23 protein-coding genes are annotated in these 20,243 nt (G+C 56.5%); 15 read left to right on the top strand and 8 right to left on the bottom strand.

Going from position 1 to position 20,243, the window contains the following annotated elements:
* The first annotated feature begins 23 nt into the window (after positions 1-23).
* Both phoR and ampD read left to right on the top strand, forming a co-directional pair.
* Positions 24-1,334, top strand: a complete 1,311-nt coding sequence (gene phoR / locus HH1059_RS10940) for a phosphate regulon sensor histidine kinase PhoR (RefSeq protein ID WP_096410185.1) — start codon at positions 24-26, stop codon at positions 1,332-1,334.
* A gap of 55 nt (positions 1,335-1,389) precedes the next feature.
* Positions 1,390-1,932 carry a 1,6-anhydro-N-acetylmuramyl-L-alanine amidase AmpD gene (gene ampD, locus HH1059_RS10935; RefSeq protein ID WP_096410184.1) on the top strand — a complete coding sequence of 181 codons (543 nt, stop codon included), beginning with the start codon at positions 1,390-1,392 and terminating at the stop codon, positions 1,930-1,932.
* 244 nt (positions 1,933-2,176) lie between these two features.
* On the opposite strand, the gene HH1059_RS10930 is transcribed toward ampD, so the two are convergent.
* The 3 genes from HH1059_RS10930 to HH1059_RS10920 all read right to left on the bottom strand — a co-directional run bounded on the left by HH1059_RS10930 (position 2,177) and on the right by HH1059_RS10920 (position 4,791).
* A complete protein-coding gene (locus HH1059_RS10930) occupies positions 2,177-2,617 on the bottom strand; it encodes an arsenate reductase ArsC (protein WP_096410183.1) in 441 nt (146 codons plus the stop codon).
* Positions 2,618-2,870: 253 nt separating this feature from the next.
* Positions 2,871-3,545, bottom strand: a complete 675-nt coding sequence (locus HH1059_RS10925; protein WP_096410182.1) for a phosphate signaling complex PhoU family protein — start codon at positions 3,543-3,545, stop codon at positions 2,871-2,873.
* Between the two features lie 34 nt (positions 3,546-3,579).
* Entirely contained in the window at positions 3,580-4,791 is a 1,212-nt protein-coding gene (locus tag HH1059_RS10920; RefSeq protein ID WP_096410181.1) for a Na/Pi cotransporter family protein, read from the bottom strand.
* A gap of 325 nt (positions 4,792-5,116) precedes the next feature.
* Here HH1059_RS10920 and hemH point away from each other — a divergent pair, with 325 nt between their 5' ends.
* From hemH to HH1059_RS10875, 9 genes are all read left to right on the top strand, one after another.
* Positions 5,117-6,235 (top strand): ferrochelatase, encoded by a 1,119-nt coding sequence (hemH, locus tag HH1059_RS10915; RefSeq protein WP_096410180.1) that lies wholly within the window; start codon positions 5,117-5,119, stop codon positions 6,233-6,235.
* 34 nt (positions 6,236-6,269) lie between these two features.
* Positions 6,270-6,767, top strand: a complete 498-nt coding sequence (locus HH1059_RS10910) for a Na+/H+ antiporter subunit E (protein ID WP_096410179.1) — start codon at positions 6,270-6,272, stop codon at positions 6,765-6,767.
* A gap of 314 nt (positions 6,768-7,081) precedes the next feature.
* Positions 7,082-7,354 (top strand): MrpF/PhaF family protein, encoded by a 273-nt coding sequence (locus HH1059_RS10905; protein ID WP_096410178.1) that lies wholly within the window; start codon positions 7,082-7,084, stop codon positions 7,352-7,354.
* On the top strand, positions 7,351-7,656 hold the full coding sequence (locus HH1059_RS10900) for a cation:proton antiporter (protein WP_096410177.1): 306 nt from the start codon (positions 7,351-7,353) through the stop codon (positions 7,654-7,656). The genes HH1059_RS10905 and HH1059_RS10900 overlap by 4 nt, the downstream gene beginning before the upstream one ends.
* Positions 7,653-8,618, top strand: coding sequence for a hydrogen gas-evolving membrane-bound hydrogenase subunit E (mbhE, locus tag HH1059_RS10895; protein ID WP_096410176.1), 966 nt, complete (start codon positions 7,653-7,655; stop codon positions 8,616-8,618). The genes HH1059_RS10900 and mbhE overlap by 4 nt, the downstream gene beginning before the upstream one ends.
* Positions 8,615-8,926, top strand: a complete 312-nt coding sequence (locus HH1059_RS10890) for a sodium:proton antiporter (protein WP_096410175.1) — start codon at positions 8,615-8,617, stop codon at positions 8,924-8,926. The genes mbhE and HH1059_RS10890 overlap by 4 nt, the downstream gene beginning before the upstream one ends.
* The gene (locus tag HH1059_RS10885; RefSeq protein WP_231901947.1) at positions 8,923-10,389 is read left to right on the top strand and encodes a complex I subunit 5 family protein; all 1,467 of its coding nucleotides are present in this window, start codon (positions 8,923-8,925) and stop codon (positions 10,387-10,389) included. The genes HH1059_RS10890 and HH1059_RS10885 overlap by 4 nt, the downstream gene beginning before the upstream one ends.
* Positions 10,386-11,900, top strand: coding sequence for a complex I subunit 5 family protein (locus tag HH1059_RS10880; RefSeq protein ID WP_231901946.1), 1,515 nt, complete (start codon positions 10,386-10,388; stop codon positions 11,898-11,900). Before HH1059_RS10885 ends, HH1059_RS10880 begins: the two co-directional genes overlap by 4 nt.
* Positions 11,890-13,590 carry a complex I subunit 5 family protein gene (locus HH1059_RS10875; RefSeq protein WP_096410174.1) on the top strand — a complete coding sequence of 567 codons (1,701 nt, stop codon included), beginning with the start codon at positions 11,890-11,892 and terminating at the stop codon, positions 13,588-13,590. Before HH1059_RS10880 ends, HH1059_RS10875 begins: the two co-directional genes overlap by 11 nt.
* 54 nt (positions 13,591-13,644) lie before the next feature.
* Here the strand turns inward: HH1059_RS10875 and HH1059_RS10870 are convergent, their stop codons facing one another.
* Both HH1059_RS10870 and glpD read right to left on the bottom strand, forming a co-directional pair.
* Positions 13,645-14,790: an ABC transporter ATP-binding protein gene (locus HH1059_RS10870; RefSeq protein WP_096410173.1), complete on the bottom strand. Its 1,146-nt coding sequence runs from the start codon at positions 14,788-14,790 to the stop codon at positions 13,645-13,647.
* Between the two features lie 356 nt (positions 14,791-15,146).
* Entirely contained in the window at positions 15,147-16,754 is a 1,608-nt protein-coding gene (glpD, locus tag HH1059_RS10865; RefSeq protein ID WP_096410172.1) for a glycerol-3-phosphate dehydrogenase, read from the bottom strand.
* Positions 16,755-16,897: 143 nt separating this feature from the next.
* Here glpD and rpsP point away from each other — a divergent pair, with 143 nt between their 5' ends.
* The 4 genes from rpsP to rplS are packed head-to-tail and all read left to right on the top strand — an operon-like array spanning position 16,898 to position 18,856.
* The gene (gene rpsP / locus HH1059_RS10860; RefSeq protein WP_096410171.1) at positions 16,898-17,155 is read left to right on the top strand and encodes a 30S ribosomal protein S16; all 258 of its coding nucleotides are present in this window, start codon (positions 16,898-16,900) and stop codon (positions 17,153-17,155) included.
* Positions 17,156-17,209: 54 nt separating this feature from the next.
* Positions 17,210-17,701, top strand: coding sequence for a ribosome maturation factor RimM (gene rimM, locus HH1059_RS10855; protein ID WP_096410421.1), 492 nt, complete (start codon positions 17,210-17,212; stop codon positions 17,699-17,701).
* The gene (gene trmD / locus HH1059_RS10850; RefSeq protein ID WP_096410170.1) at positions 17,679-18,506 is read left to right on the top strand and encodes a tRNA (guanosine(37)-N1)-methyltransferase TrmD; all 828 of its coding nucleotides are present in this window, start codon (positions 17,679-17,681) and stop codon (positions 18,504-18,506) included. The genes rimM and trmD overlap by 23 nt, the downstream gene beginning before the upstream one ends.
* A complete protein-coding gene (gene rplS, locus HH1059_RS10845) occupies positions 18,503-18,856 on the top strand; it encodes a 50S ribosomal protein L19 (protein WP_096410169.1) in 354 nt (117 codons plus the stop codon). The genes trmD and rplS overlap by 4 nt, the downstream gene beginning before the upstream one ends.
* On the opposite strand, the gene HH1059_RS10840 is transcribed toward rplS, so the two are convergent.
* The 3 genes from HH1059_RS10840 to flgM form a co-directional block, all read right to left on the bottom strand.
* Positions 18,849-19,226, bottom strand: coding sequence for a hypothetical protein (locus tag HH1059_RS10840; protein WP_096410168.1), 378 nt, complete (start codon positions 19,224-19,226; stop codon positions 18,849-18,851). The genes rplS and HH1059_RS10840 overlap by 8 nt on opposite strands.
* A gap of 181 nt (positions 19,227-19,407) precedes the next feature.
* Positions 19,408-19,920: a flagella synthesis protein FlgN gene (locus HH1059_RS10835; RefSeq protein ID WP_162549522.1), complete on the bottom strand. Its 513-nt coding sequence runs from the start codon at positions 19,918-19,920 to the stop codon at positions 19,408-19,410.
* A gap of 7 nt (positions 19,921-19,927) precedes the next feature.
* Positions 19,928-20,236, bottom strand: coding sequence for a flagellar biosynthesis anti-sigma factor FlgM (gene flgM, locus HH1059_RS10830; protein ID WP_096410166.1), 309 nt, complete (start codon positions 20,234-20,236; stop codon positions 19,928-19,930).
* Positions 20,237-20,243 lie beyond the last annotated feature (7 nt).

Genomic DNA, 20,243 nt, shown 5'->3' with positions numbered 1-20,243 from the left:
TCGCTTGTCAAGTGGCCATATTTATGCTGACGCGCAGTCCATGGCCCTCGTTTTGGGCCCGTTTATCTGCACTAAGTGGTGTTGCTGCGGGGCTAGCTTTTGTTACTGGCTGGTGGCTGGAAATCCTGAGTCTGCTGCTCGGCTTGGTCTTTATCTGGAATCTATGGCAGTTATCGCGTTTGGAGCGCTGGGTGCGACTCGGCAGGAGAGTTGAGCCGCCCCTATCCTGGGGGCTGTGGGGGGAGTTATTCCACGCCTTAAGTCGCCGTCAGCGCCGCCAACGCGAGCGCCAGCAGCGTTTACGTGGCCTTATCCGGGAGTACCGTGATTCGGCAAAGGCTATGCCGGATGCCACCGTAGTGCTCCAGCGCGGTGACCGTGTGGTGTGGTGGAACGATGCCGCAAAGCGTTTGTTGGGGCTGCGTTGGCCTGATGATGAGCGTCAACACATTACTAATCTCATTCGCAGCTCGGAACTTAGGGAGTATATCCGCCATGGCTATTCCGGTGAGCCGTTATCATTGACCTCGCCGGTTAGGCGCGGCACTACCCTAGAGGTTCGGTTAGTGCCATATGGCCGGGACCAACGTCTGCTGATAGCCCGTGATACGACCCGAACCGAGCGCTTAGAGACGATGCGGCGTGATTTTGTATCCAACGTTTCGCATGAACTGAAAACACCTTTGACGGTAATCTACGGCGTCGCCGATGAAATGCGTGATGAACTGGCGGCAAAAGAGCCAGAGTGGGCGCAGCCGATTCAGCTGCTCCACGAGCAAGCGCAGCGTATGCAGACATTAGTACAGGATCTGCTCATGCTCTCACGCCTGGAGACCGCGGCGCCATCCCCTGAGCAATGGCCGGTAGATGTCGGCAACCTGCTCGATAAGCTATGCGCCGAGTCGCGGGCCTTATCTGGCGATAGAGAACATCAGATAGAGCTTGAGGCAGAGCCGGGGCTGCAAATATACGGATCAGAGAGTGAGCTACGCAGCGCGTTTTCCAATCTCCTGTCCAACGCTGTGCGCTATACCCCTGACGGGGGCAAAATCAGGGTGCGCTGGTTCTCTGACGCTAACGGCGCCTACGGTGTGGTCGAAGATACAGGCATAGGCATACCTCAAGAGCACATCAATAGGCTTACCGAAAGGTTCTACCGCGTCGATAAAGGCCGTTCTAATGCAACCGGAGGCACCGGTCTGGGGCTAGCCATAGTCAAGCATGTGATGCAGCGTCACGCAGGCCGATTGCACATAAAAAGCACTCCAGATAAAGGCTCTGAGTTCATGCTTGTCTTTCCACGGCGAGTCATCTCTGGGAGGTCGATATATTGAATCAGATTAGCTGCGCGAGCTTCCCAAAAGCCGCCATCGAATAGAATTAGGCACTATGTATATTGGATCTGGTTGGCTGTGGCCTGCACGCCACATTATCAGTAAGAATTGTGCTCCGCGCCCTGCTGGAAGCGAGATTGATCTTCTGGTGATCCATTCTATAAGTCTACCTCCAGGTCAGTTTGCCGGTTCTAAATGGATAGATGATCTTTTTACCAATCAGCTAGATCCTCATGCTCACCCATATTTTGCTCAAATATCTCGGTTGCAGGTCTCAGCCCATTTCCTGCTCGATCGGCACGGCCACATAACCCAATACGTGCCACTCAATCTGCAGGCCTGGCATGCTGGCTTATCATCATTCAAGGGGCGGGGGAACTGTAACGATTTTTCGATAGGTATCGAGCTGGAAGGCGATGAGGTCACGCCCTATACCAGTGAACAATATAAGAGTCTTGTCCGGCTTACGCGGCTGCTGCGCGAGGAGTATCCAGCAATCACCAAACAGCGCATCGTTGGGCACTGTCACATCGCACCAGAGCGCAAATCCGATCCTGGTGACGTGTTTGCTTGGGACTGGTTTTATGAGCAGCTCTAGGGTGCCTCTAAAAACTTCGCCGGCGCCACCATCCGCCCCGGTGTGGAGGACGCCGTGAATCCATCCCTGGAGGCTTCATGGCGCCATCCTTGGCGCCAAGACCTCCACACCGGGGCGGATGGTGGCGCCGGCGAAGTTTTAGAGGCCACCCGTGGGGTAGCCGATGGGCCCAGGGGGAGTTTAGGGGTGCCCGGCCCCCACTGGGTACCAAACCGTCTGCTCCGGGGGCGGACAGCTTAACTGCTTAGAATTCTTCCCCGCTGCGCAGGTCGTTGACTAGCCCAAATACGTAATCCTTAATCTCGTCGCGGGCATCGCGGAAGGCGGCTAGCACTTCCGCGTCGCTGCCGGAGACTTGGGCAGGGTCTGCAATTGGCCAGTGGCGATGCTCGGCAGTCGCAGGAGCGGCCGGACAGTTAGCGTCGGCATGGTCGCAAAGGGTTATGATAAGAGAGGCGCTGGCGACCATCTCCTCAGTAACCGTGGTCGATTCTTGGCTGGATATATCGACGCCATCTTCCTGCATCACTTTGATGGCCATCGGGTTTAGACCTTGGGCATCAAGGCCGGCAGACATTATCTCAACTGAAGGGTCGGTGCCGAGGGTCTTGGCAAAACCTTCCGCCATTTGGGAGCGGCATGAGTTGCCGGTGCACAGGAATAGTACTCTTTTCTTTTCGCTCATTGTCAGACCATTGCTGAGTGTATGTGGGCGTAGTTTACCAAACTGGACAATGATTCTGGGAGCTTATTCTCCGCAGCCCCTAAGGGAAAATCTAAAATGCCCCCAGAGCCACTTAACTGCCCCGGTGTGGAGGTCTCGGCGCCAAGGGTGGCGCCATTAAGCCTCCAGGGATGGATTCACAGCGCCCTCAAAACCGGGGCAGTTGAGTGGCTCCGGGGGGTTAGAAGCGCCCAGAAAGACTGCGCCGGCCGGGTCAGTAATCATTCTCGCTCAAATCAAGTTCAGCTAACTCGCCATATACTACGCTGGCGACGGTAAAGAGATGCGCAGCAACCCGTTTATAGTGGCGAGCGAGCAGGGTGTAGGCTACCGCCTCATGGAACTCGATTTGCGTTTCATCCTCGAAGATCTCGGTGATAATCTGATCACAGCGATCCTGAATATCTCGTGTCTGCTTTTTGGTCTCTAGGGCTCGCCCTTCCTGCGAATTGTTCTGACAGGCATCGGCGACTATCGAGAAGATCTCCAGGGTCTGGGCGCTTATTTGCTCTAACGGATCGTGGTATTTGGGGACGTGAAACCCCTCTGAGTAGTGACATGATATCTCAAATACGTTTTTGCAATAGTCGCCGATGCGCTCCGCGTCCCGTGCAACGGTGATCAAAGCTAGGCAGACCGGCACGTCGTAGCCGGGGTTGACTGTCAAATGTCGCAGTATCTTGCGACGGATAGAGCGTTCCAGATCGTTAATCTGCTGATCGCGGGTGTAGAGTTGTTCCGACGCTTGTTCGGCACTGATGCGGTTGTGGAGCACATCATTGGCACGCTCAAACATCCACGCGCCCTTTTCAAGCATCTCGTTTAGTTCAGCAAAAGCTCGGTCTACCGCAGTCTCTTTGGCGAAGACGCTTAGAAGCCCACGAAACATAACCATCTCCATTGACTTTGCAGGGGCAAGTCAATCACCTGTGAATTACCAATAATTCTGTAAGGGTTAAGCCGACTAGCGGTGTTACCACGAACAGCAAAAACAGAAACAGGAAGGCGTAACTCGGCTTACGCCCAGCCAATCTACCATACCAACTGGCGATCTTAATTGGTACCCAGCGCAGCGGATACCAAATAAGGGAACCTGTTAGGTTAAACAATACATGAAACATGGCTACTGTCATTGCCGCAGCAACCGGGTTGGCGGTTGCTGCAATAACACTGGTGACAGTAGTGCCCAAGTTGGATCCCATCATGAATGGGAAAACCCTTTTCATCGGTACCACGCCCGCCCCGGCCAGGGGGACCATTAAGCTAGTGGTGATGGTGCTCGACTGAACCATTACCGTTGATAAGATGCCGATGCCATAGGAGCGCGGGTCGGTGCGGAAAAAATAGGTGCGAAATAGCCCGTCCATGTAGCGCAGCAAGGCGCCGCGCAGGTTTTTAACCATCATGATCAGGCTGATAAGCATTATTATTAGGCCCGCTATGCCGACGAAAATGCCCTGGGCCATGCTAGTTGGCATGAACATGGCGCCGGCGCCGTCGACAAAATTGACCAGTGGGGCGGTGGCAACGCTCACCGGATCATTGGGGCGGGCAACCTCGGGTAGTCCGATTAAGTCGGCAACTCCCGCAGCCGCCTGAGTTACTATGCCTCGTCCCTGCTCATGGAAAATACTGGTAATCCATTCCAGCGGGAATATAACCAATACTGTTAGTATATTGAAAAAGTCGTGGAGTAAGGCTGCGGTGAATGAGCGACGGAAGTTGCGTCTGATGCGGATGTTTGCCAAGGCTACGATCAGAGCAGTTACCGAGGTGCCGATATTTGCGCCCATTATGGCGAAGACAGCTGTGCCTAGAGTCATCTCCCCGGTTGCCACTAGGGTTACTATTAGGGCCGAGGTGAAAGATGAACTCTGCACTATAGCGGTAACTAATACTGCGCCAAGAAAGGCAATAAAGGGGTTTTTGCCGTACTCGAACGCCCTTATCAGAAAGTCGCTCTCTTCGCCAAAGGTCCCCAGCCCAGAACCCATAATTTTTAGGGCCGCCAAAAAAAGGTATAGGCACAGGCCGGCATAGATGCCACGCAGCCAGGCGGGGGAATCAGCTTGAGGTTTGTTGCTCACTGCAACGTGGGTGCTGCCGATGCTCGATGGTTTCTCTGTTCGTGACATGGTGTTGGTAATGGACCTGTGTCAGAAGCTTACTGAGTAGGTTGGTAACGGGCCTTGTAGCATTGTGCAAACCCAACGTCATGCATCGGCGCTAAAACTGCCCTGCAGTAGAGTTACAGTCAAGTTACAGTTTTGTTACAAAGATCGCCAACTGCCACTGTGTAGGCCATGAAGCCCCCAGGGAAGGGTTCACGGCGTCCTCCACACCGGGGCTGCCAATAGCGCCGGGGCGGTTTTTAAAGACACCCTGCAGGATGCAAAAAATGATTTAGAGGCCTCCCCCCTCTGGCATCCATGGCGGTAAAGTCAGTATGCTTCACGTGTTATGAGACTTTATTCGAACAAGAGCTCTTTTAGTCACGACGAGATGCCGGTATTGGGCGTTCTAGTTGCTAATCTGGGAACCCCAGATGAGCCGACAACTAACGCCCTGCGCCGCTATCTACGGGAATTCCTGGGCGATCCGCGGGTCATCGAAATCCCCAAATGGCGTTGGTGGCCGATCCTGTTCGGCTTGGTTTTGCGAACTCGCCCCCCGAAATCGGCAGCGGCCTATCAGCAGGTTTGGCGTGAGGACGGGTCACCGCTGCTAAAGATTGGTGAACGCCAAGTTGAAGGCATCCAACGTCGCTTGCAGGAGCTGGCAGATGCTGGCCCTTTCGCCGTTGAGCTGGGGATGCGCTACGGCAATCCGTCTATTTCGGCGGCGTTGCGCCGCTTACGCGAGGCCGGCGCGCAGCGGATATTGGTCTTGCCGCTTTATCCACAGTACTCGGCTACAACTACCGGGTCGACGTTTGATGCTGTGGCCAAAGAGCTCATGCGCTGGCGCTGGGTGCCGGAGCTGCGCATGATTGGCCAATACCATGACGACCCAGGCTATCTCGACGCCCTGGTTGCATCGATTCGCCAACACTGGGCCGAAAATGGTCGCGGTGAGCGGTTGCTGTTCTCATTTCACGGTATGCCGCAACGTTATCTACTCAACGGCGATCCCTACTACTGCCAATGCCATAAAACTGCGCGCTTGCTGGCTGAAAGGCTTGAACTCCCTGCAGGGAGCTGGGATATCTGCTTTCAGTCTCGTTTCGGTAAGGAGGAGTGGCTAAAGCCTTACACCGATGAGACAGTGATTACCTTAGCTCGAGAGCATGGTGTCAAGCACGTAGATGTGGTTTGCCCGGGGTTCTCGGCCGACTGCCTGGAAACACTTGAGGAGATCGCTGAGGAAAATCGCGAATACTTCGAGGAGAATGGAGGAGAGCGCCTCTCCTATATTCCCGCGCTCAACTGCCGTCAGGATCACATAGATGCCCTGGTAAGAATTATCTTGCACCACGCTCAGGGGTGGCCAGAGGCCCGTCTTGACCGTGACTGGGATCAAGAGCAGGAGCTTCTGCGTGCTAGTGCACAGCGCGCTAAGCAAATGGGCGCCGAATCCTGAGAATCGGTTTGCGTTGCGGAATAGGGTTTTCAATATGGCCGGAGAGAACGTGCGCCGATTTGCCAAGGCGCTAGTACTGGTCCTCTTGCTGTGGTTGATCATGACCGGCGGCGAACTGGGCGGTGCATTTGGTGTTGCCACGGTGGTTATCGCTGCTGGCGGGGCTTTGTTGTATCTAGGTAGGTGGACTCATCGCTGGCGGTGGTTGCGCCTACCCGGCTTTGTCTTGTTCTTTGTTTCTAGGTCCTTTGTCGGTGGATTAGATGTTGGTTATCGTGCCCTTCACCCTGGGTTACCGGTTCACCCCGCGTGGATACGCTATAAGTTGTCGTTGCCGATCGGGGAGCCGCGCGTGGTCATGGTTGCTGTGGTAAGCCTGTTGCCGGGCACTTTGGCCGCGGATCTCTATAGCGATGAGCTGATCATCCACGGTGTGACCCCCAGTGCTGAGAGCGAGGTGCGGCGACTCGAGGAGAAGATTCGTTATTTCTATGCCCTTGATGAGGTTGTGCCGACGCAAAAGGCTTCTTAAGGTGGCCTCTAAAACTTCGCCGGCGCCACCATCCGCCCCGGTGTGGAGGACGCCGTGAATCCATCCCTGGAGGCTTCATGGCGCCATCCCTGGCGCCAAGACCTCCACACCGGGGCGGATGGTGGCGCCGGCGAAGTTTTTAGAGGTTCCCTTAAGGCCCGGGGGAGCTATTAAAGACTGCCACTGTGCACTGTGAGCCAAACAGCACTCGCGCTATGGAGATCTTAGCGCTAGGTGCGGGTGGATTGATACACGGCGCAAATGTGGCTCGACGGGATATTAGAAGCTCCTATGAGCCCTCCAGGAGGACAGTCATGGAAAACATCTATACAGGGCTGGCGTTGTTTTTGTTGCTGAACCTGCTCGCCGGCTTGTTCAGGGTTTACCACGGACCTAGTGCCGCAGATCGCATGTTGGCTGCACTGCTCTTTGGTACGACCACGGTTGCGGTGCTTTTGTTGCTCGCTCAAACCATGCAAGAGCCTGCGTTGCGTGATGTTGCCCTGTTGTTTACTTTGCTTGCGGCAGTGATAGCTATTGCCTTTACTAGGCTACCAAGGCGGTCTGTAGGGCGCAGTGAAAGATGAGTTGGCTGGATGTGCTGAGTGCGGTTTTGCTGATATCGGGGGGGATTTTTTTTCTCACCGGCACAGTCGGCATGCTGCGTTTCAGCAGCTGTTATTCGCGCTTGCACGCCTTGACTAAAGCTGACAATGCCGGCCTAGGGCTTATTGCCCTAGGGCTTATGGTCCAAGCAGAGTCGCTATGGGTAGCACTGAAGATTTTGTTGGTATGGGCCTTGGCACTGCTTGCGGCTACGGTTTCGGCTCACCTGATCGCCCGCTTTTCACTGCGGGTTGATCGGGGGACGCAAAGGGCGCCGCCATGATTGAGCAATGGTTCCTCTGGGGGTTCGATGCGTTGCTAGCCGCTGGGTTGATCAGCCTGGCCTACCAAATCGTGGCCGGTCGACACATGTTTCGCAGCGTAGTCTTGTTCATCGTCTTTGGCTTGCTCATGGCCATTGCTTGGGCGCGGTTAGCGGCCCCCGACTTGGCCTTGGCTGAGGCCGCTATCGGTGCTGGGCTAACCGGGGCGCTGCTGCTTTCGGCGTATCGCTCCCTGATTACTGACGAGCAGGAGTCGTCGCCGCCTTCAGCAGTCCCGCGTTGGGCAGCCTTGCTGGCGGGATGTTTAGCCGGGGGGCTAGTTGCTGGGATTGGCTGGGTCGTGGTCGGCCTACAGTCGCCACAAGAGACCGCCGGCCGCCTGGCCTTGCAAAACTTGGCCGACAGCGGAGTAGATAATCCGGTAACCGCTGTGCTGCTTAACTTTCGCAGCATTGATACCCTCGGTGAGGTTGTTGTGTTGCTGGTTGCCTTTCTCGCCGCCCGAGTAGTAGCCCAGGATATAAACCACGCCGGTCCTGGAGATTGGCTGCGCGCCAGTCATCGTGAACCAATCTTGGTTGGACCGTTGATCTCTTTTATCGCACCTATGGCTCTTTTGGTTACAGGCTACCTTCTTTGGGCTGGTGCTCATCAGCCTGGCGGGGCATTTCAGGCCGGTGCAGTCCTTGCCGCTTTAGGGGTGATGTTGCGCTTGACCGGACGGCTGCGTCCGACCACTGAGCCATCCCTTATTGAGCGCAGTGCCCTTGTCGGTGGGGTTGTGCTCTTTTCTGCCATTGGCCTGGCCGGCGCCGGGCTGGCCTCAGCAGTCCTTGAATACCCCCCGGGCTGGGATTATGGGCTGATTTTGTTGATCGAGACAGCACTTACCATCTCTATCGCCTTGCCGTTGACGCTGCTCTTTAGTGGGTCGGGCGGCTTTCGCCGGGAGGTTAGATGACGCAGGCGGCCTTTTTTGCTCTAGTCGCAGGGGTAATAGCAGGTATCGGGATCTACGGGCTAATTACCCAGCGCCACCTGCTGCGCCGGGTTTTAGCGGTAAACGTGCTCGGCCACTCGATATTTCTGCTGCTCGTAGCGCTAGCCCGGCGTGATCAGGATTACGTCGACCCCCTGCCGCACGCCATGGTCCTTACCGGTATAGTGATTGCCGTCAGCGCGACAGCCTTCGCGCTAGTGCTCGCTAGGCGCTACCACGCCGAAACAGGGTTGGTTTATCTGCCCGAAGATGAGGGTGATAAGGGTTGAGCCTCTTACCCTCTCTGCCACTGGCCTTTTTCCTGCCGCTGCTCACCGCGCTGCTGGTCTTTTTGGTAGGGATGCGGCGGGCGCCTTGGTTGCCGCTGCTCGGGGCATTGGCAACGGTGCTGGTGGTTGCCGACATAGCTATTAGTGTCGCCCTTGATGGGCCGCAGCGCCACCACCTAGGCGGGTGGGAGCCTCCGCTAGGTGTCGAGTTATACGCCGATGGGCTAGCAGCCTTGATGGTCTTGCTGACTGCCCTAGTGGGGTTGGCAGTGACCCTTTATGCGGGCCCCTATCTGCGCGGTAAGGGCCATAGCGGGGAACATTTCTGGCCGCTATGGTTGATTCAGTGGGCAACCCTGAACGGGATTTTTCTGTCCGCAGACTTGTTCAATCTTTACGTGATGCTCGAGCTGCTTACCTTGACCGCTACGCCGCTAGCGGCTATGGCAGCTGACCGTTCCGCCCTTGGTGCGGCATTACGTTATTTGTTGCTGGCACTGCTCGGCTCTCTCGCCTATCTTTTGGGCGTCGCCCTGCTATATGGTTCAACCGGCAGTCTCCACTTGCATGAGGTGGGTGAACTGCTGCAGGCGGATGCCGCTGCGGCGGTAGCGGCGGCATTGATAACTGCCGGCTTGTTTGCCAAGGCGGCCATCTTTCCCTTGCACATTTGGCTTATGCCGGCCCACAGCAATGCCCCTGCGCCGGCTAGTGCAGCGCTCTCGGCGCTGGTTGCCAAGGCAGCTGTCTATCTATTGTTGCGCCTATGGCTGTGGGTATTTCCAGTGCTATTGACAGCGCCTATGGGCTGGTTGATCGGTGGTCTCGGGGCTACTGCAGTGCTCTATGGTGCCCTGCAGGCCTTGCGGCAAAATCGACTTAAGCCGCTGATTGCATACTCGACTATAGCTCAGCTGGGGTATCTGCTGTTGTTGTTGCCACTGGTGGTCGTGCCGGCTGCGGCAACCTACGCTTGGCACGGTGTCGCCTACCAGGCCCTAGTCCACGGCCTGGCCAAAGCCGCGGCATTCCTAGCGGCCGGGAACGTAATATACTGTCTTGGCAATGACCGCCTAGAGGGGCTGCGTGGCCTGACGCCCTACCTGTCCATTAGCCTGCTAGCCTTGGGTTTGGCTTTTGCTGCCTTGATGGGTATGCCGCCAACCGGAGGTTTTCTTGCCAAATGGCTAATCCTAACTGGCGCGTTGGGTTCCGGTCAGTGGGTTTGGGCGATTGTGTTGATTCTCGGTTCGCTGCTTGCCGGTGCTTATGCCTTTCGGGTGCTATCAGTGGCACATGCCTCACCGCCCTACGGCTGGATAGAGATATATCCGCCACGGCCTGTGCCACTAGTTATGCAGCTTACACCGTTGATGCTCGCCCTGTTAGCGGTAGTAATGGGGATAAGTGCGGTCCCCGTGCTCAATCTCCTTGATCAGGGTGCGCCGGAGGTGCTGCCGTGATCTGGCTTATCGAGCAGCTGCCGTTATTGACTATTCTGGCCTCACTGCTTACCGCGGTGATCATCTTCATGTTGCGCGACAGGCGCCGAAGAGCGCGGACGTTCTGGAATCTGTTCGGTGCTGTTACCAAGCTGGTCTTGGTTGTATTTATGCTCTACGCGGTAATCAGTGGAGTTGAGCTGGAGGTTGTGTGGCTAGTGTTGCCCGACCTGTCATTTAGACTGGCCGCCGACCCCCTAGCTCTGCTGTTCGTGATGCTTTCTGCCAGCCTGTGGCTAGTTACCACTATCTATGCGATCGGTTATCTAGAGGGGTCAGGCCAGCGGGCGCGGTTTTTCGGGTTCTTCTCCCTCTGTGTGGCTGCTACAACCGGCATAGCCCTGGCAAATAACCTTTTCACTTTCTTCATTTTTTACGAGGCCTTGACCCTCGCAACCTATCCTTTGGTAGTCCACAGGGGCCATCCAGCAGCCCTCCAGGCCGGCCGAATCTACCTCACTTATACACTCGGGGGCGGGGCGCTATTGTTGGTCGGCGCAGTAATGCTCCACACCGCAGTAGGCGATCAGCCGTTTACCCCGGGTGGAGTTGAGGCAGTGGCGCTCTGGGCGGCCGACTCACCACTGATGGCGACCTTGGTTATTGGTTTAATGCTCGCTGGAGTTGGGGTTAAGGCGGCGCTAGTACCGCTGCATTCGTGGTTGCCCATTGCTATGGTGGCACCAGCGCCGGTGAGCGCACTGCTCCATGCGGTAGCGGTCGTCAAGGCCGGGGCGTTTGGGGTGATACGGATTGTACAGGATATATATGGTGCTGAAATCGCCTTTGAGCTTGGGATTACGCCGGTTCTTGCGGTGTTGGCAGCCATCACCATAATCTACGGTTCCCTGCGGGCATTGGCACAGACCGATATCAAGCGCCGGCTGGCTTTTTCCACGGTCAGTCAGGTCTCCTACATAACCTTAGGGGTGGCGGCGGGTGGCCCCCTGGCGTTGATTGGAGGCGTTGCCCATCTGGTTCACCAGGGGCTTATGAAAATTACCTTGTTCTTCTGTGCAGGTAATTATTCAGAAACACTCGGTATAAGCCGGATAGATCAGCTTAACGGGGTTGGTTGGCGCATGCCCTGGACCTCGGTCGCCTTCACTGTCGGGGCGCTAGGTATGGTCGGACTGCCTCCTTTAGCCGGTTTTATAAGCAAGTGGTATCTGGGGCTTGGTGCTTTGCAGCAGGGGAGCTATTGGGTTCTCGCCGTTTTGGTGCTAAGCACCTTGCTCAATGCTGCCTATTTCTTACCGGTGATAAGGCGTATATGGTTATTGCCGGCAGCCCCAATCGGGCTTAAAAGACACGATAGTGGCAAGTTGGAGTCGCACGCCTGGCTGCTTTACCCGGCGCTGATTACTGCCTTTGCGGCACTTTTTGCAGGGGCATTTGCGGCCTCGCAATGGTCGCCGCTGAGCTGGGCGGAAAGGATTGTCGAGCAGGAGTATCCGCTGGATGAACGCTGAGCAATGGTTGCTATTGCTGCCTCTACTGGCGCCGCTGGCAATTGCCCCATTGCTGGGGCGGGGCAGGCTGTTTTGGTCCTGGACCTTGGTAGTGATAGGTCTGATGTTGCCGTTATTCGCTTTTGCCTCCGGCGCTCAGGTCGAATTACCTTGGGCTCTGTTGCAAGCTCGTTTCAGTGTTGATCAGATAGCTGAGCCACTGCTGATCCTTGCTGGGCCGCTGTGGGCTGCAGCAGTTGTCTCGGCCTGGTGCCAGATGCGCGATGACATTCATCGCGGCGCTTTTATGGCCGCACTGGCAGTGGTTTTAGCGGCGCTATACGGCGTTCTTACAGCAGCTGATCTGGCCAGCTTCTACTTCGCCTATGCGTTAATGACCTTTGCCGCCTATCCCCTGGTTGTTCACTACCGCACTCCGGTTGCTTTTCGTGCTGGCAGGGTCTATTTGACTATGGCGGTTTTGGCTGAAGGGGCTGTGCTCAGCGCCGTTCTGCTGCTTTCTGCCGGGGTAGGGAACCCACTTCTGGCCGAGGTGCCGGGCATAGTCGCTGAACACCCGCGCAAGGAGTTGTTAGTTGGCCTTTTGTTGCTTGGCTTTGCGGTTAAGGCCGGCGCCTTTCCACTCCATGTTTGGTTGCCCTTGGCCCATCCCGCTGCGCCGGTCGCAGCGAGTGCGCTCCTCTCAGGGTTAGTGGTTAAAGCTGCTCTGATCGCTTGGTTGCGGATGCTGCCCCTCGGTGAGGTAGGCTTGCCTTTTTATGGTGGTCTGCTCATGGCCGCCGGCATTGTTACCGTAGTCTATGCCAATGCCGTCGGTATTGTGCAGGCTCGGCCCAAGACGGTTTTGGCTTACTCAACGGTCAGTCAAATGGGGCTCCTACTGCTGGCGGTGGGTATGGCGTTATGCTATCCGCAAATCGCCCCTGCAGTGTTTGGTGGGGCCTTGTTGTTTGCTGTGCATCATGGTCTGGCTAAGGGCGCATTGTTCCTCGCTTGTGGGCTGAGTAGTAGCGGCCGGGGATGGTATATGCTCTTGCCTGCTATGGCTATTGCTGGGGTGCCGTTAAGTAGTGGCGCATTGGCTAAGGCGGCAATCAAGGATGGAGCCTACCAGTTGCCAGCCGGAGAATTGCTGACGGCTTTTCTGGGCGTCGCCTCCGTCCTAACCACCTTGCTTTTGCTGCGCTTTTTGTGGGTAGCCTGGAGCGGTAGGGGCGTTGGCCATGAGTCCGACGGGAGAGTCCAGCAACTGGCAGTGCTTGGCCTAATAGCTTCGTCATTGTGTCTGCCCTGGCTGGTTGCCGCTCATTGGGATTTTACGCAAGTAAACTCTGCTATTACCGGCCAAGCAGTTTTCGAAGCAGCCTGGCCAGTACTGGTAGGTCTAGGGGGGGCTGGCATTTTTGGCGCCTTGTTCTGGTCTGCTGGCGCCCCTTTACTGCCGCGTCTGCCTGAGGGCGACTGGATCAAGCCGGCAATGCTCTGGGGCGTGCGCAGTGGCTATTTTATCCGGCGCCATTGGCGCAACCGTCCGCGTCTGCCGAGCGCCCCATCGCCGACTTTGCTCAGCGCGCGTCTCTTCGCAGCTATTGAGAGTAGGCTCTTTGCCCTGGCTATGGCCGGCGCTCTATTTTTGGCCTTGGTCCTTGGTATCAGCCTTATAGGCCTGTTTGCAGGTGAGAATCCGTAAGCTGTGCTCGGCTAATGGGGGGCGCCTCTAGATGATCCGCGATAGGTGAGTGGGCTAGCCTTGAGCAGCTTGAGAGAGTGTTTCATGTGCCGGGCTCAGACTTGCTTGGTGCTTGCAAGAGCACGGATCTGCCATATCGTTTCTTTGAAACGCCACTAAGTGGTTGGTGTCGAGGGTAAGTCCGATATCACTGCCCTCCTCATAATCGATGGTGCTAGGGGCCAAAGAGACTAGTTCATGGCCGCTCGGGGTGCGCAGCGTATACAGTGTTTCTGCCCCTTTAAAGGCCTTTTTGACTATTCTGCCGTGCAGGCCAGAAGGGGCCTGGCCCATTTTTACATCATCAGGGCGCAGCAGGACTTCGACGTTTGTGCCGCGCGGCCAGGGCAGTTCGCCATTATTACTGCACAAGGTGCCAAGTTCGGTTTTAACCTTCTCGCTATCTGCGACTATACCTTCAACGATGCTGCCATAGCCGACGAAGTCGGCGACAAACCGGTTAGCCGGTTTATGGTATAGGTTATAGGGGGTGTCCCACTGGATAAGTCTGCCGCTGCACATCACCCCTATCTCATCGGCCATGGCGAAGGCCTCGCTCTGATCGTGGGTAACCAGGATGGCAGTCACCCCCTCGTTGCGGAAGATATCCTTAAACTCGCGCCCGAGACGCTCGCGCAGATCGACATCGAGGTTGGAGAATGGCTCATCGAGAAGGACAAGATCAGGCCTGGGGGCAACCGCACGGATCAGGGATATTCGCTGCTGCTGGCCTCCGGATAGTTCATGGGGATAGCGATCGCCGAGATTGCGCAAATCAACCAGCTCAAGGAGTTCGTCGGCGCGCTTGCGCCGCTCATCTCGGCTCATCCTACGCAGTCCGAAGGTGACGTTGTCATATATATTCAGATGGGGGAAGAGGGCGTAATCCTGAAAGACCATGCCCATCCGCCGTTTCTCAGGCGGGAGGGTGTAATTTGGAGAAGATATAACTCGCCCCTGCAGGCGTATCTCACCTTTGGCTATAGTTTCAAACCCGGCAATTGTGCGTAAAGCGGTAGTTTTGCCGCATCCGCTTGGCCCTAGCAGGCAAGCTATGCTGCCCTGTTCAAGGGCAAAGCTCAGTTGCTCGACAGCCACAAAATTGCCGTAGCAACAACGCATATCGTTGAGTTCCAGCAACGGGGTAGAAACTCTGCTCATTAAAAAACTTCCGCTACGGTTAAGTAGTGATATTTGGTTGAGTGATAATGCCTGGTCTGCGAATAATTCTCAATACCCGCTGACCTTGACACGCCATTCAGATCTAGCGCTAACGATTAGCGTCGCTCCTTATTAGCCCCCCCCCCCCCCCCCCCCCCCCCCCCCCCCCCCCCCCCCCCCCTTGGGTGTCTCGAAACCTCCCTCGGCGCCATTAGCTGCCCCGATGTGGACGTCTTGGCGCCAGGGATAGCGCCATGGGGCCGCCAGGGATGGATTCACGGCGTCCTCCACATCGGGGCAGCTAATGGCGCTGGGTGGGGAGTTGTATAGGTCTGTGCTAGGAGTCAAGGGCTTAGCTAGGGATCTTGAGTGCGCAGGGTATGGGCGACATATTGGCGAAACTCATCAGCCTGTCCCATGGCTGTGTGCCGATCCCAGTTAAGATGCTGGCAGAGAGTTGCGACTGCGTTCTCGAGCGCATCCAATCCTGCTGCGGGGCCAAGCCCGACCATAGTTCGGCGCATAAGCGCATCAGTGAGGTTAGCCGCCATTTCATAGCGCATAGCAAAGACCAGTTCAGCCTTGATAGCGCCAGTCTCTGGGCTTAGGTTTTCTGCTAATTCCGGCGCCTCGCTGAGCAGCTCAAGTATGTCCTCGCTGCGTGCCCCGTATATGGATACTATGCGCCTTGCCGCCAAGCTGGTTAAACCATAATTAGCGCATAGACGTTTCTCTAGTTCTCGGGCGTTGTGCCGCCTGGCGCCGGGTAGCGGGCGATGGTGAGTAGAGCAGCGTGCCAGACGCCAGCCCTGCGCCGCAGCAACTTTATTTACGGCCTCCTCGGCCAGGCTCCTATAAGTAGTAAGCTTGCCGCCAATTATCGACCACAAACCGGTGATCTGGGGGCTGTGGTCGTGAACTATGTGGCGTCGTGTTATTGTCCCAGGTTGTCCGGCAGGGACATACGGCAAGGGCCGGACTCCGGCGTAAGAGTATAAAACGGAGTCCCTTTCGAGCTGCGCTGACGGCAGTAGGCGGTTGGTGGAATTCAGCAGGTAGTCTATCTCTTCTTCTGTGGCATGGACAGAATCGGGCGGCTCTTCGTGGTGAAGGTCTGTGGTGCCGATCAAGAAGAGACCGTTCCAGGGTATGGTAAAATACGGCCGGCCGTCCTCGGCCTCGGCATAAAGAGCGACTTGTGGGGCACCGGAGAATGGGGCTACGACTATGTGGCTACCGCGAGTGCCGCCGATCTGCCTGGGTAAGGTGTGGCCAGAGGTGGTCAGTACCTGATCTACCCAAGGTCCGCTTACATTGACTACGCATTTTGAGACGATATCCTCTTCTTCTCCTGTAGCGCGGTTGAGGATCCTAACCCCGCTAACAGCGGAGTTCGTCTCGTCCAAGTTTATGCGCTTTACTGGCGTGTGAGTAAGTATTTCAGCGCCGTTTTCGCGGGCACAAAGCAGGATCTCAAGTGTCAGCCTTTCGGGAAATGTTACTTGGGCATCGTAATATTGGGCTGCCCCTTTAAGCTGTTTTTGGTCGAGGCCGGCGGCTTTTTGCGCTGCTTGCTGGCGCGAGAGCATGCGGTGGCGGGGCAGGCTTTTGTCGTAAGAGAGTAGATCATAGGCCAGCATGCCCATGCGCACAATGGTGGGACCGCGGCGGTTGCTTGCGTATATGGGGATCATCAGAGGCAATGGGTGGACTAGGTGACTGGCGGTGCGTAGGAGGTTTTCACGTTCACGCAGCGACTCTCTGACCAGCCCTAGCTCTTTATGCTCTAAGTAGCGCAGTCCGCCGTGCACAAGCCTGCTATTCCAGGCTGAGGTTGCAGAGCAGATGTCGTTCTGCTCCACTACCAGAACCTTAAGCCCGCGCAGCGCAGCATCACGGGCAATCCCGGCACCGTTTATGCCGGCGCCAATTATTACGAGGTCGTAGTGATTGTGCTTTTTCATTTGATGGTAATTATGCCAGGGGCTTCCCTTTGCCAGCAAAGAGCGTACAATAGGCGGATTAATCAGAAGGTGTCTCATAGGCATTGGTTTTTCAGTGCCGCGAGGACAAGGTTTCAACACTGGAATAATCAGATAAGGCGCATATGGTTACCATTCGACTGGCAAGAGCAGGATCGAAAAAGAGGCCCTTTTACCACATAGTAGTTACGGACGCTCGCAAGCCACGCGACGGGGCGTTTATTGAGCGCCTCGGGTATATTAACCCGGTCGCTGCGGGGCAAGAGGCACCCTACAAACTTGATTTGCAACGCTCTAAGCAGTGGATCGAGAAGGGGGCTCAACCCACTCAGCGGGTAGCCAACTTGATCCGTGAAGCGGAGCGGGCTGAGCAGGCCGCTTAGTAGAGCAGCGCTGGCTTGGGTAGAGCCGTGGAGGGTGTTGACGATAAGCCCAACATGGTCACCGTGGGCCGCGTAGTAGGCCTCTATGGTGTGCAAGGCTGGTTGCGGGTTTACTCCTATACACAGCCAAAGGAGAATCTGCTCGCTTACCCTAAGTGGCAGCTTTGTGGCTCTAAGCTGTTGGCTGAGTTCGCGGTAGAGGCAAGCAAGAAACAAGGCAAAGGGCTGGTAGCGAAGCTGCAAAGGGTTGACGACCGCGACCAAGCCCGTGCCTGGTTGGGGTTTGATATCAGGATCCCCCGCGCCGATCTGCCCGAGCTCGGCGAAGATGAGTACTACTGGGCTGATCTGCTGGGTCTCGAGGTTTATGACCTTGAGCAAAGGCACTTGGGTGTGGTCGATCATCTGCTGGAGACCGGAGCCAATGACGTGATGGTGGTCTGTGGCGATCGTGAGAGGTTGATACCGTTCGTGCCCGGCTACTACGTGAAAAGGGTAGATTTAAACCGGGGGTTCATCTCTGTTGACTGGGACCCAGAGTTCTAAGCGCCTCGATATAATAACCGTGTTTCCCGAGATGGTGATGCAGGTTGCCCGCTACGGTGTTGTCGGGAAGGCGGTTGAGCGAGGATTAGCCGAAATAGCTGTTTGGAACCCTCGCGATTACGCCGAGGATCGCCACGGCACGGTTGATGATCGCCCCTATGGTGGTGGTCCGGGTATGGTGATGAAGGCTGCCCCCCTGCGCGCGGCTATCCGCTCAGCCCGGTTAGCCGATGGCAGGCCTGCACGGGTGATCTACCTTAGCCCGCAGGGGCAGCGGCTTGACCAGCAGGGCGTGGCCCGCCTGGCTAGGCATAAGCGGTTGATACTCCTGTGTGGGCGCTATGAGGGGATTGATGAGCGCTTGATTGAGGCGGAGGTGGATGAAGAGGTATCAATCGGCGACTATGTGCTAAGTGGCGGGGAACTGCCGGCGATGGTAGTCGTGGACGCTATAGTGCGAATGATTCCTGGGGTGCTCGGCCATGAAGACTCGGCGGCTGAGGACTCCTTCGCTACAGGGTTGCTCGATCACCCTCACTATACGCGTCCAGATGATTTTGAAGGCAGGACGGTGCCTCGTGTCCTACGCTCTGGCGATCATGGGGCCGTAGAGGAGTGGCGCTTAAAGCAGGCGCTGGGCAGGACTTGGTTGCGGCGCCCGGAGCTGTTGTCTAATCGGGAGCTAGAGCCGCGTCAGCAGAAGTTGTTGGACGAATTCGTAGCCGAGTATCGCGAGATTGAGCGATCTGGCAGTGAAGCCCAAGAGCAGAGAGACAAATCAGATAATCAAGGGGATTCGACATGAATGTCATCGACGAGTTGGAGCAGGAACAGGTTGAGGCATGCAAGCACACTGTGCCTGAGTTTGGTCCAGGCGATACGGTGCTTGTGCAAGTATGGGTGCGGGAAGCCGGGCGCGAGCGTGTTCAGCCCTTTGAGGGCGTTGTAATTGGCAAGCGTAACCGTGGCCTCAATTCGTCATTTACAGTACGTAAGGTATCGCACGGTGAAGGTGTGGAGCGGGTTTTTCAGACCTACAGCCCGCAGATCGAGAGCATAAAGGTTAAACGTCGGGGTGATGTCCGTCAGGCCAAGCTTTACCACCTGCGTGAACTAAGTGGTAAGGCGGCGCGGATCAAAGAGAAGATTAATTGAGGGCATCAATGGCCCTGCTGATGCGGCTGGAGGCCGGCTCCTGGGCAGTGTCCCGGACGGCCTCTGTGGCATCCTGCGGCGACTCCAGTATCCTTTCGCGGGTATCTTCGGCAAGTTGCCTGGCATTCTCAGGGGTCATATCTGCGGCGTCGTTGGCCGATTGGGGGCGGTTGGCTGTTACCGCTACCGAATCGCCGTCGACAGCGTTACCTTGCTCGATTCGCGGGTGACCTTGATCCAGTCGATGAGCAGCGTCTTCCCGCTCTATAGAGGGGCGTAGGGCTTCCTCTCGACGCAGGTCCTTGAGATACTCAGCGTGACTGCTGCGGTTGGCTTCCGGGCCGGCAATGGATGGCTCGAAGTCGGACATGTCGCTCATCTCCTCACTGCTGCTGTTGCTAGAGCGCCCTCCTTGAAAGGCAGACAACGTTCTTGCAGTGCGCTTGCCTAAGAGTCTACACCTTACCTGCCGTATCTGCCATAGTTACTAGACAAGGAAGTGCTTCGGAGTGGGGGTGTGGAGGGGTATCGGCGTCCCCCGTGCGCCCGAGTCAGGCCTGGGTTATCTTACGGCTGCGTTGAGCCGCACTACGGCTGCCATTGGTGCCGTAAAGCGCCTCGTCTGAGCGGTCATGTGCTCCTGCGACTAGATCAATCATGCGGCGCGTATATTCGAGATTTTGGTGAATAAGCCGCCCGTTGGCCTCGTTCCGAGCCTGAACGCTTTGCAGTATGCTCTCCAGCTCCTGCCAAGCGGCATCGAGCCTGTCGGGTGCGGAGCGCAAGGCTAACCTCACCCCTTGGCGCCCCTCAGGTAAGCCGATCCTACCTAACAAGCGGCTGAGCTTGCGTTCCGCCTCTTCAAGGGCGGTAACTTGCTCAGATTTGCGCTGCAGTAGCGCGTCCATGCCCTCTATCTTACGTTGGGCAAGCATCTCCGTCTCAGAGTCGAGGGTCTCTGCTAACGCCTTCGCCCGCTCGCGACAACGCTCAATGCGGGACTCGAGTCGGGCAATCTGTTCCTTAGATAGGCTGCGTTCCTCTGGCGATGTGTCGCTGCTCAACGGCGCGCTAACCCTCTTCCTCAATCAGAGCCTCAAACTGCGCGAATTTGCGTGCGATTTTCTCTGCGTCAACCGGATAGTCGCCGTTAGCAATCTTCTCTTTGATTGCGTCAACACGGGCACGATCCACCTCCGGTGTTTGGTCTATCCGGTCCCGCACACCTTTAAGCCGCTCAGAGGTCTCGGCCTCATCAGCGCCAACTCCAGCACGCGAGGATGTGCTTTGCGGCGCATTGTCATCGACCTTATGACCTTTGCCCGGCTGTGTTGCCGCGGACCCGATGGGGCGCGGCCCCCCTTCGATCGGATTGGACATCGGGCTC

This window comes from Halorhodospira halochloris, assembly GCF_002356555.2.
Taxonomy (GTDB): domain Bacteria; phylum Pseudomonadota; class Gammaproteobacteria; order Nitrococcales; family Halorhodospiraceae; genus Halorhodospira; species Halorhodospira halochloris.
Note: the sequence above shows the minus strand (reverse complement) of the source record. Positions and strands in the feature narration are given on the sequence as shown.

Excerpts from the sequence above, each read along its gene's own strand:
- phoR (WP_096410185.1), top strand. The coding sequence starts at position 24 with ATGCTGACGCGCAGTCCATGGCCCTCGTTTTGGGCCCGTTTATCTGCA.
- ampD (WP_096410184.1), top strand. The coding sequence starts at position 1,390 with ATGTATATTGGATCTGGTTGGCTGTGGCCTGCACGCCACATTATCAGT.
- HH1059_RS10930 (WP_096410183.1), bottom strand. The coding sequence starts at position 2,617 with ATGAGCGAAAAGAAAAGAGTACTATTCCTGTGCACCGGCAACTCATGC.
- HH1059_RS10925 (WP_096410182.1), bottom strand. The coding sequence starts at position 3,545 with ATGTTTCGTGGGCTTCTAAGCGTCTTCGCCAAAGAGACTGCGGTAGAC.
- HH1059_RS10920 (WP_096410181.1), bottom strand. The coding sequence starts at position 4,791 with ATGTCACGAACAGAGAAACCATCGAGCATCGGCAGCACCCACGTTGCA.
- hemH (WP_096410180.1), top strand. The coding sequence starts at position 5,117 with ATGAGACTTTATTCGAACAAGAGCTCTTTTAGTCACGACGAGATGCCG.
- HH1059_RS10910 (WP_096410179.1), top strand. The coding sequence starts at position 6,270 with ATGGCCGGAGAGAACGTGCGCCGATTTGCCAAGGCGCTAGTACTGGTC.
- HH1059_RS10905 (WP_096410178.1), top strand. The coding sequence starts at position 7,082 with ATGGAAAACATCTATACAGGGCTGGCGTTGTTTTTGTTGCTGAACCTG.
- HH1059_RS10900 (WP_096410177.1), top strand. The coding sequence starts at position 7,351 with ATGAGTTGGCTGGATGTGCTGAGTGCGGTTTTGCTGATATCGGGGGGG.
- mbhE (WP_096410176.1), top strand. The coding sequence starts at position 7,653 with ATGATTGAGCAATGGTTCCTCTGGGGGTTCGATGCGTTGCTAGCCGCT.
- HH1059_RS10890 (WP_096410175.1), top strand. The coding sequence starts at position 8,615 with ATGACGCAGGCGGCCTTTTTTGCTCTAGTCGCAGGGGTAATAGCAGGT.
- HH1059_RS10875 (WP_096410174.1), top strand. The coding sequence starts at position 11,890 with ATGAACGCTGAGCAATGGTTGCTATTGCTGCCTCTACTGGCGCCGCTG.
- HH1059_RS10870 (WP_096410173.1), bottom strand. The coding sequence starts at position 14,790 with ATGAGCAGAGTTTCTACCCCGTTGCTGGAACTCAACGATATGCGTTGT.
- glpD (WP_096410172.1), bottom strand. The coding sequence starts at position 16,754 with ATGAAAAAGCACAATCACTACGACCTCGTAATAATTGGCGCCGGCATA.
- rpsP (WP_096410171.1), top strand. The coding sequence starts at position 16,898 with ATGGTTACCATTCGACTGGCAAGAGCAGGATCGAAAAAGAGGCCCTTT.
- rimM (WP_096410421.1), top strand. The coding sequence starts at position 17,210 with ATGGTCACCGTGGGCCGCGTAGTAGGCCTCTATGGTGTGCAAGGCTGG.
- rplS (WP_096410169.1), top strand. The coding sequence starts at position 18,503 with ATGAATGTCATCGACGAGTTGGAGCAGGAACAGGTTGAGGCATGCAAG.
- HH1059_RS10840 (WP_096410168.1), bottom strand. The coding sequence starts at position 19,226 with ATGTCCGACTTCGAGCCATCCATTGCCGGCCCGGAAGCCAACCGCAGC.
- flgM (WP_096410166.1), bottom strand. The coding sequence starts at position 20,236 with ATGTCCAATCCGATCGAAGGGGGGCCGCGCCCCATCGGGTCCGCGGCA.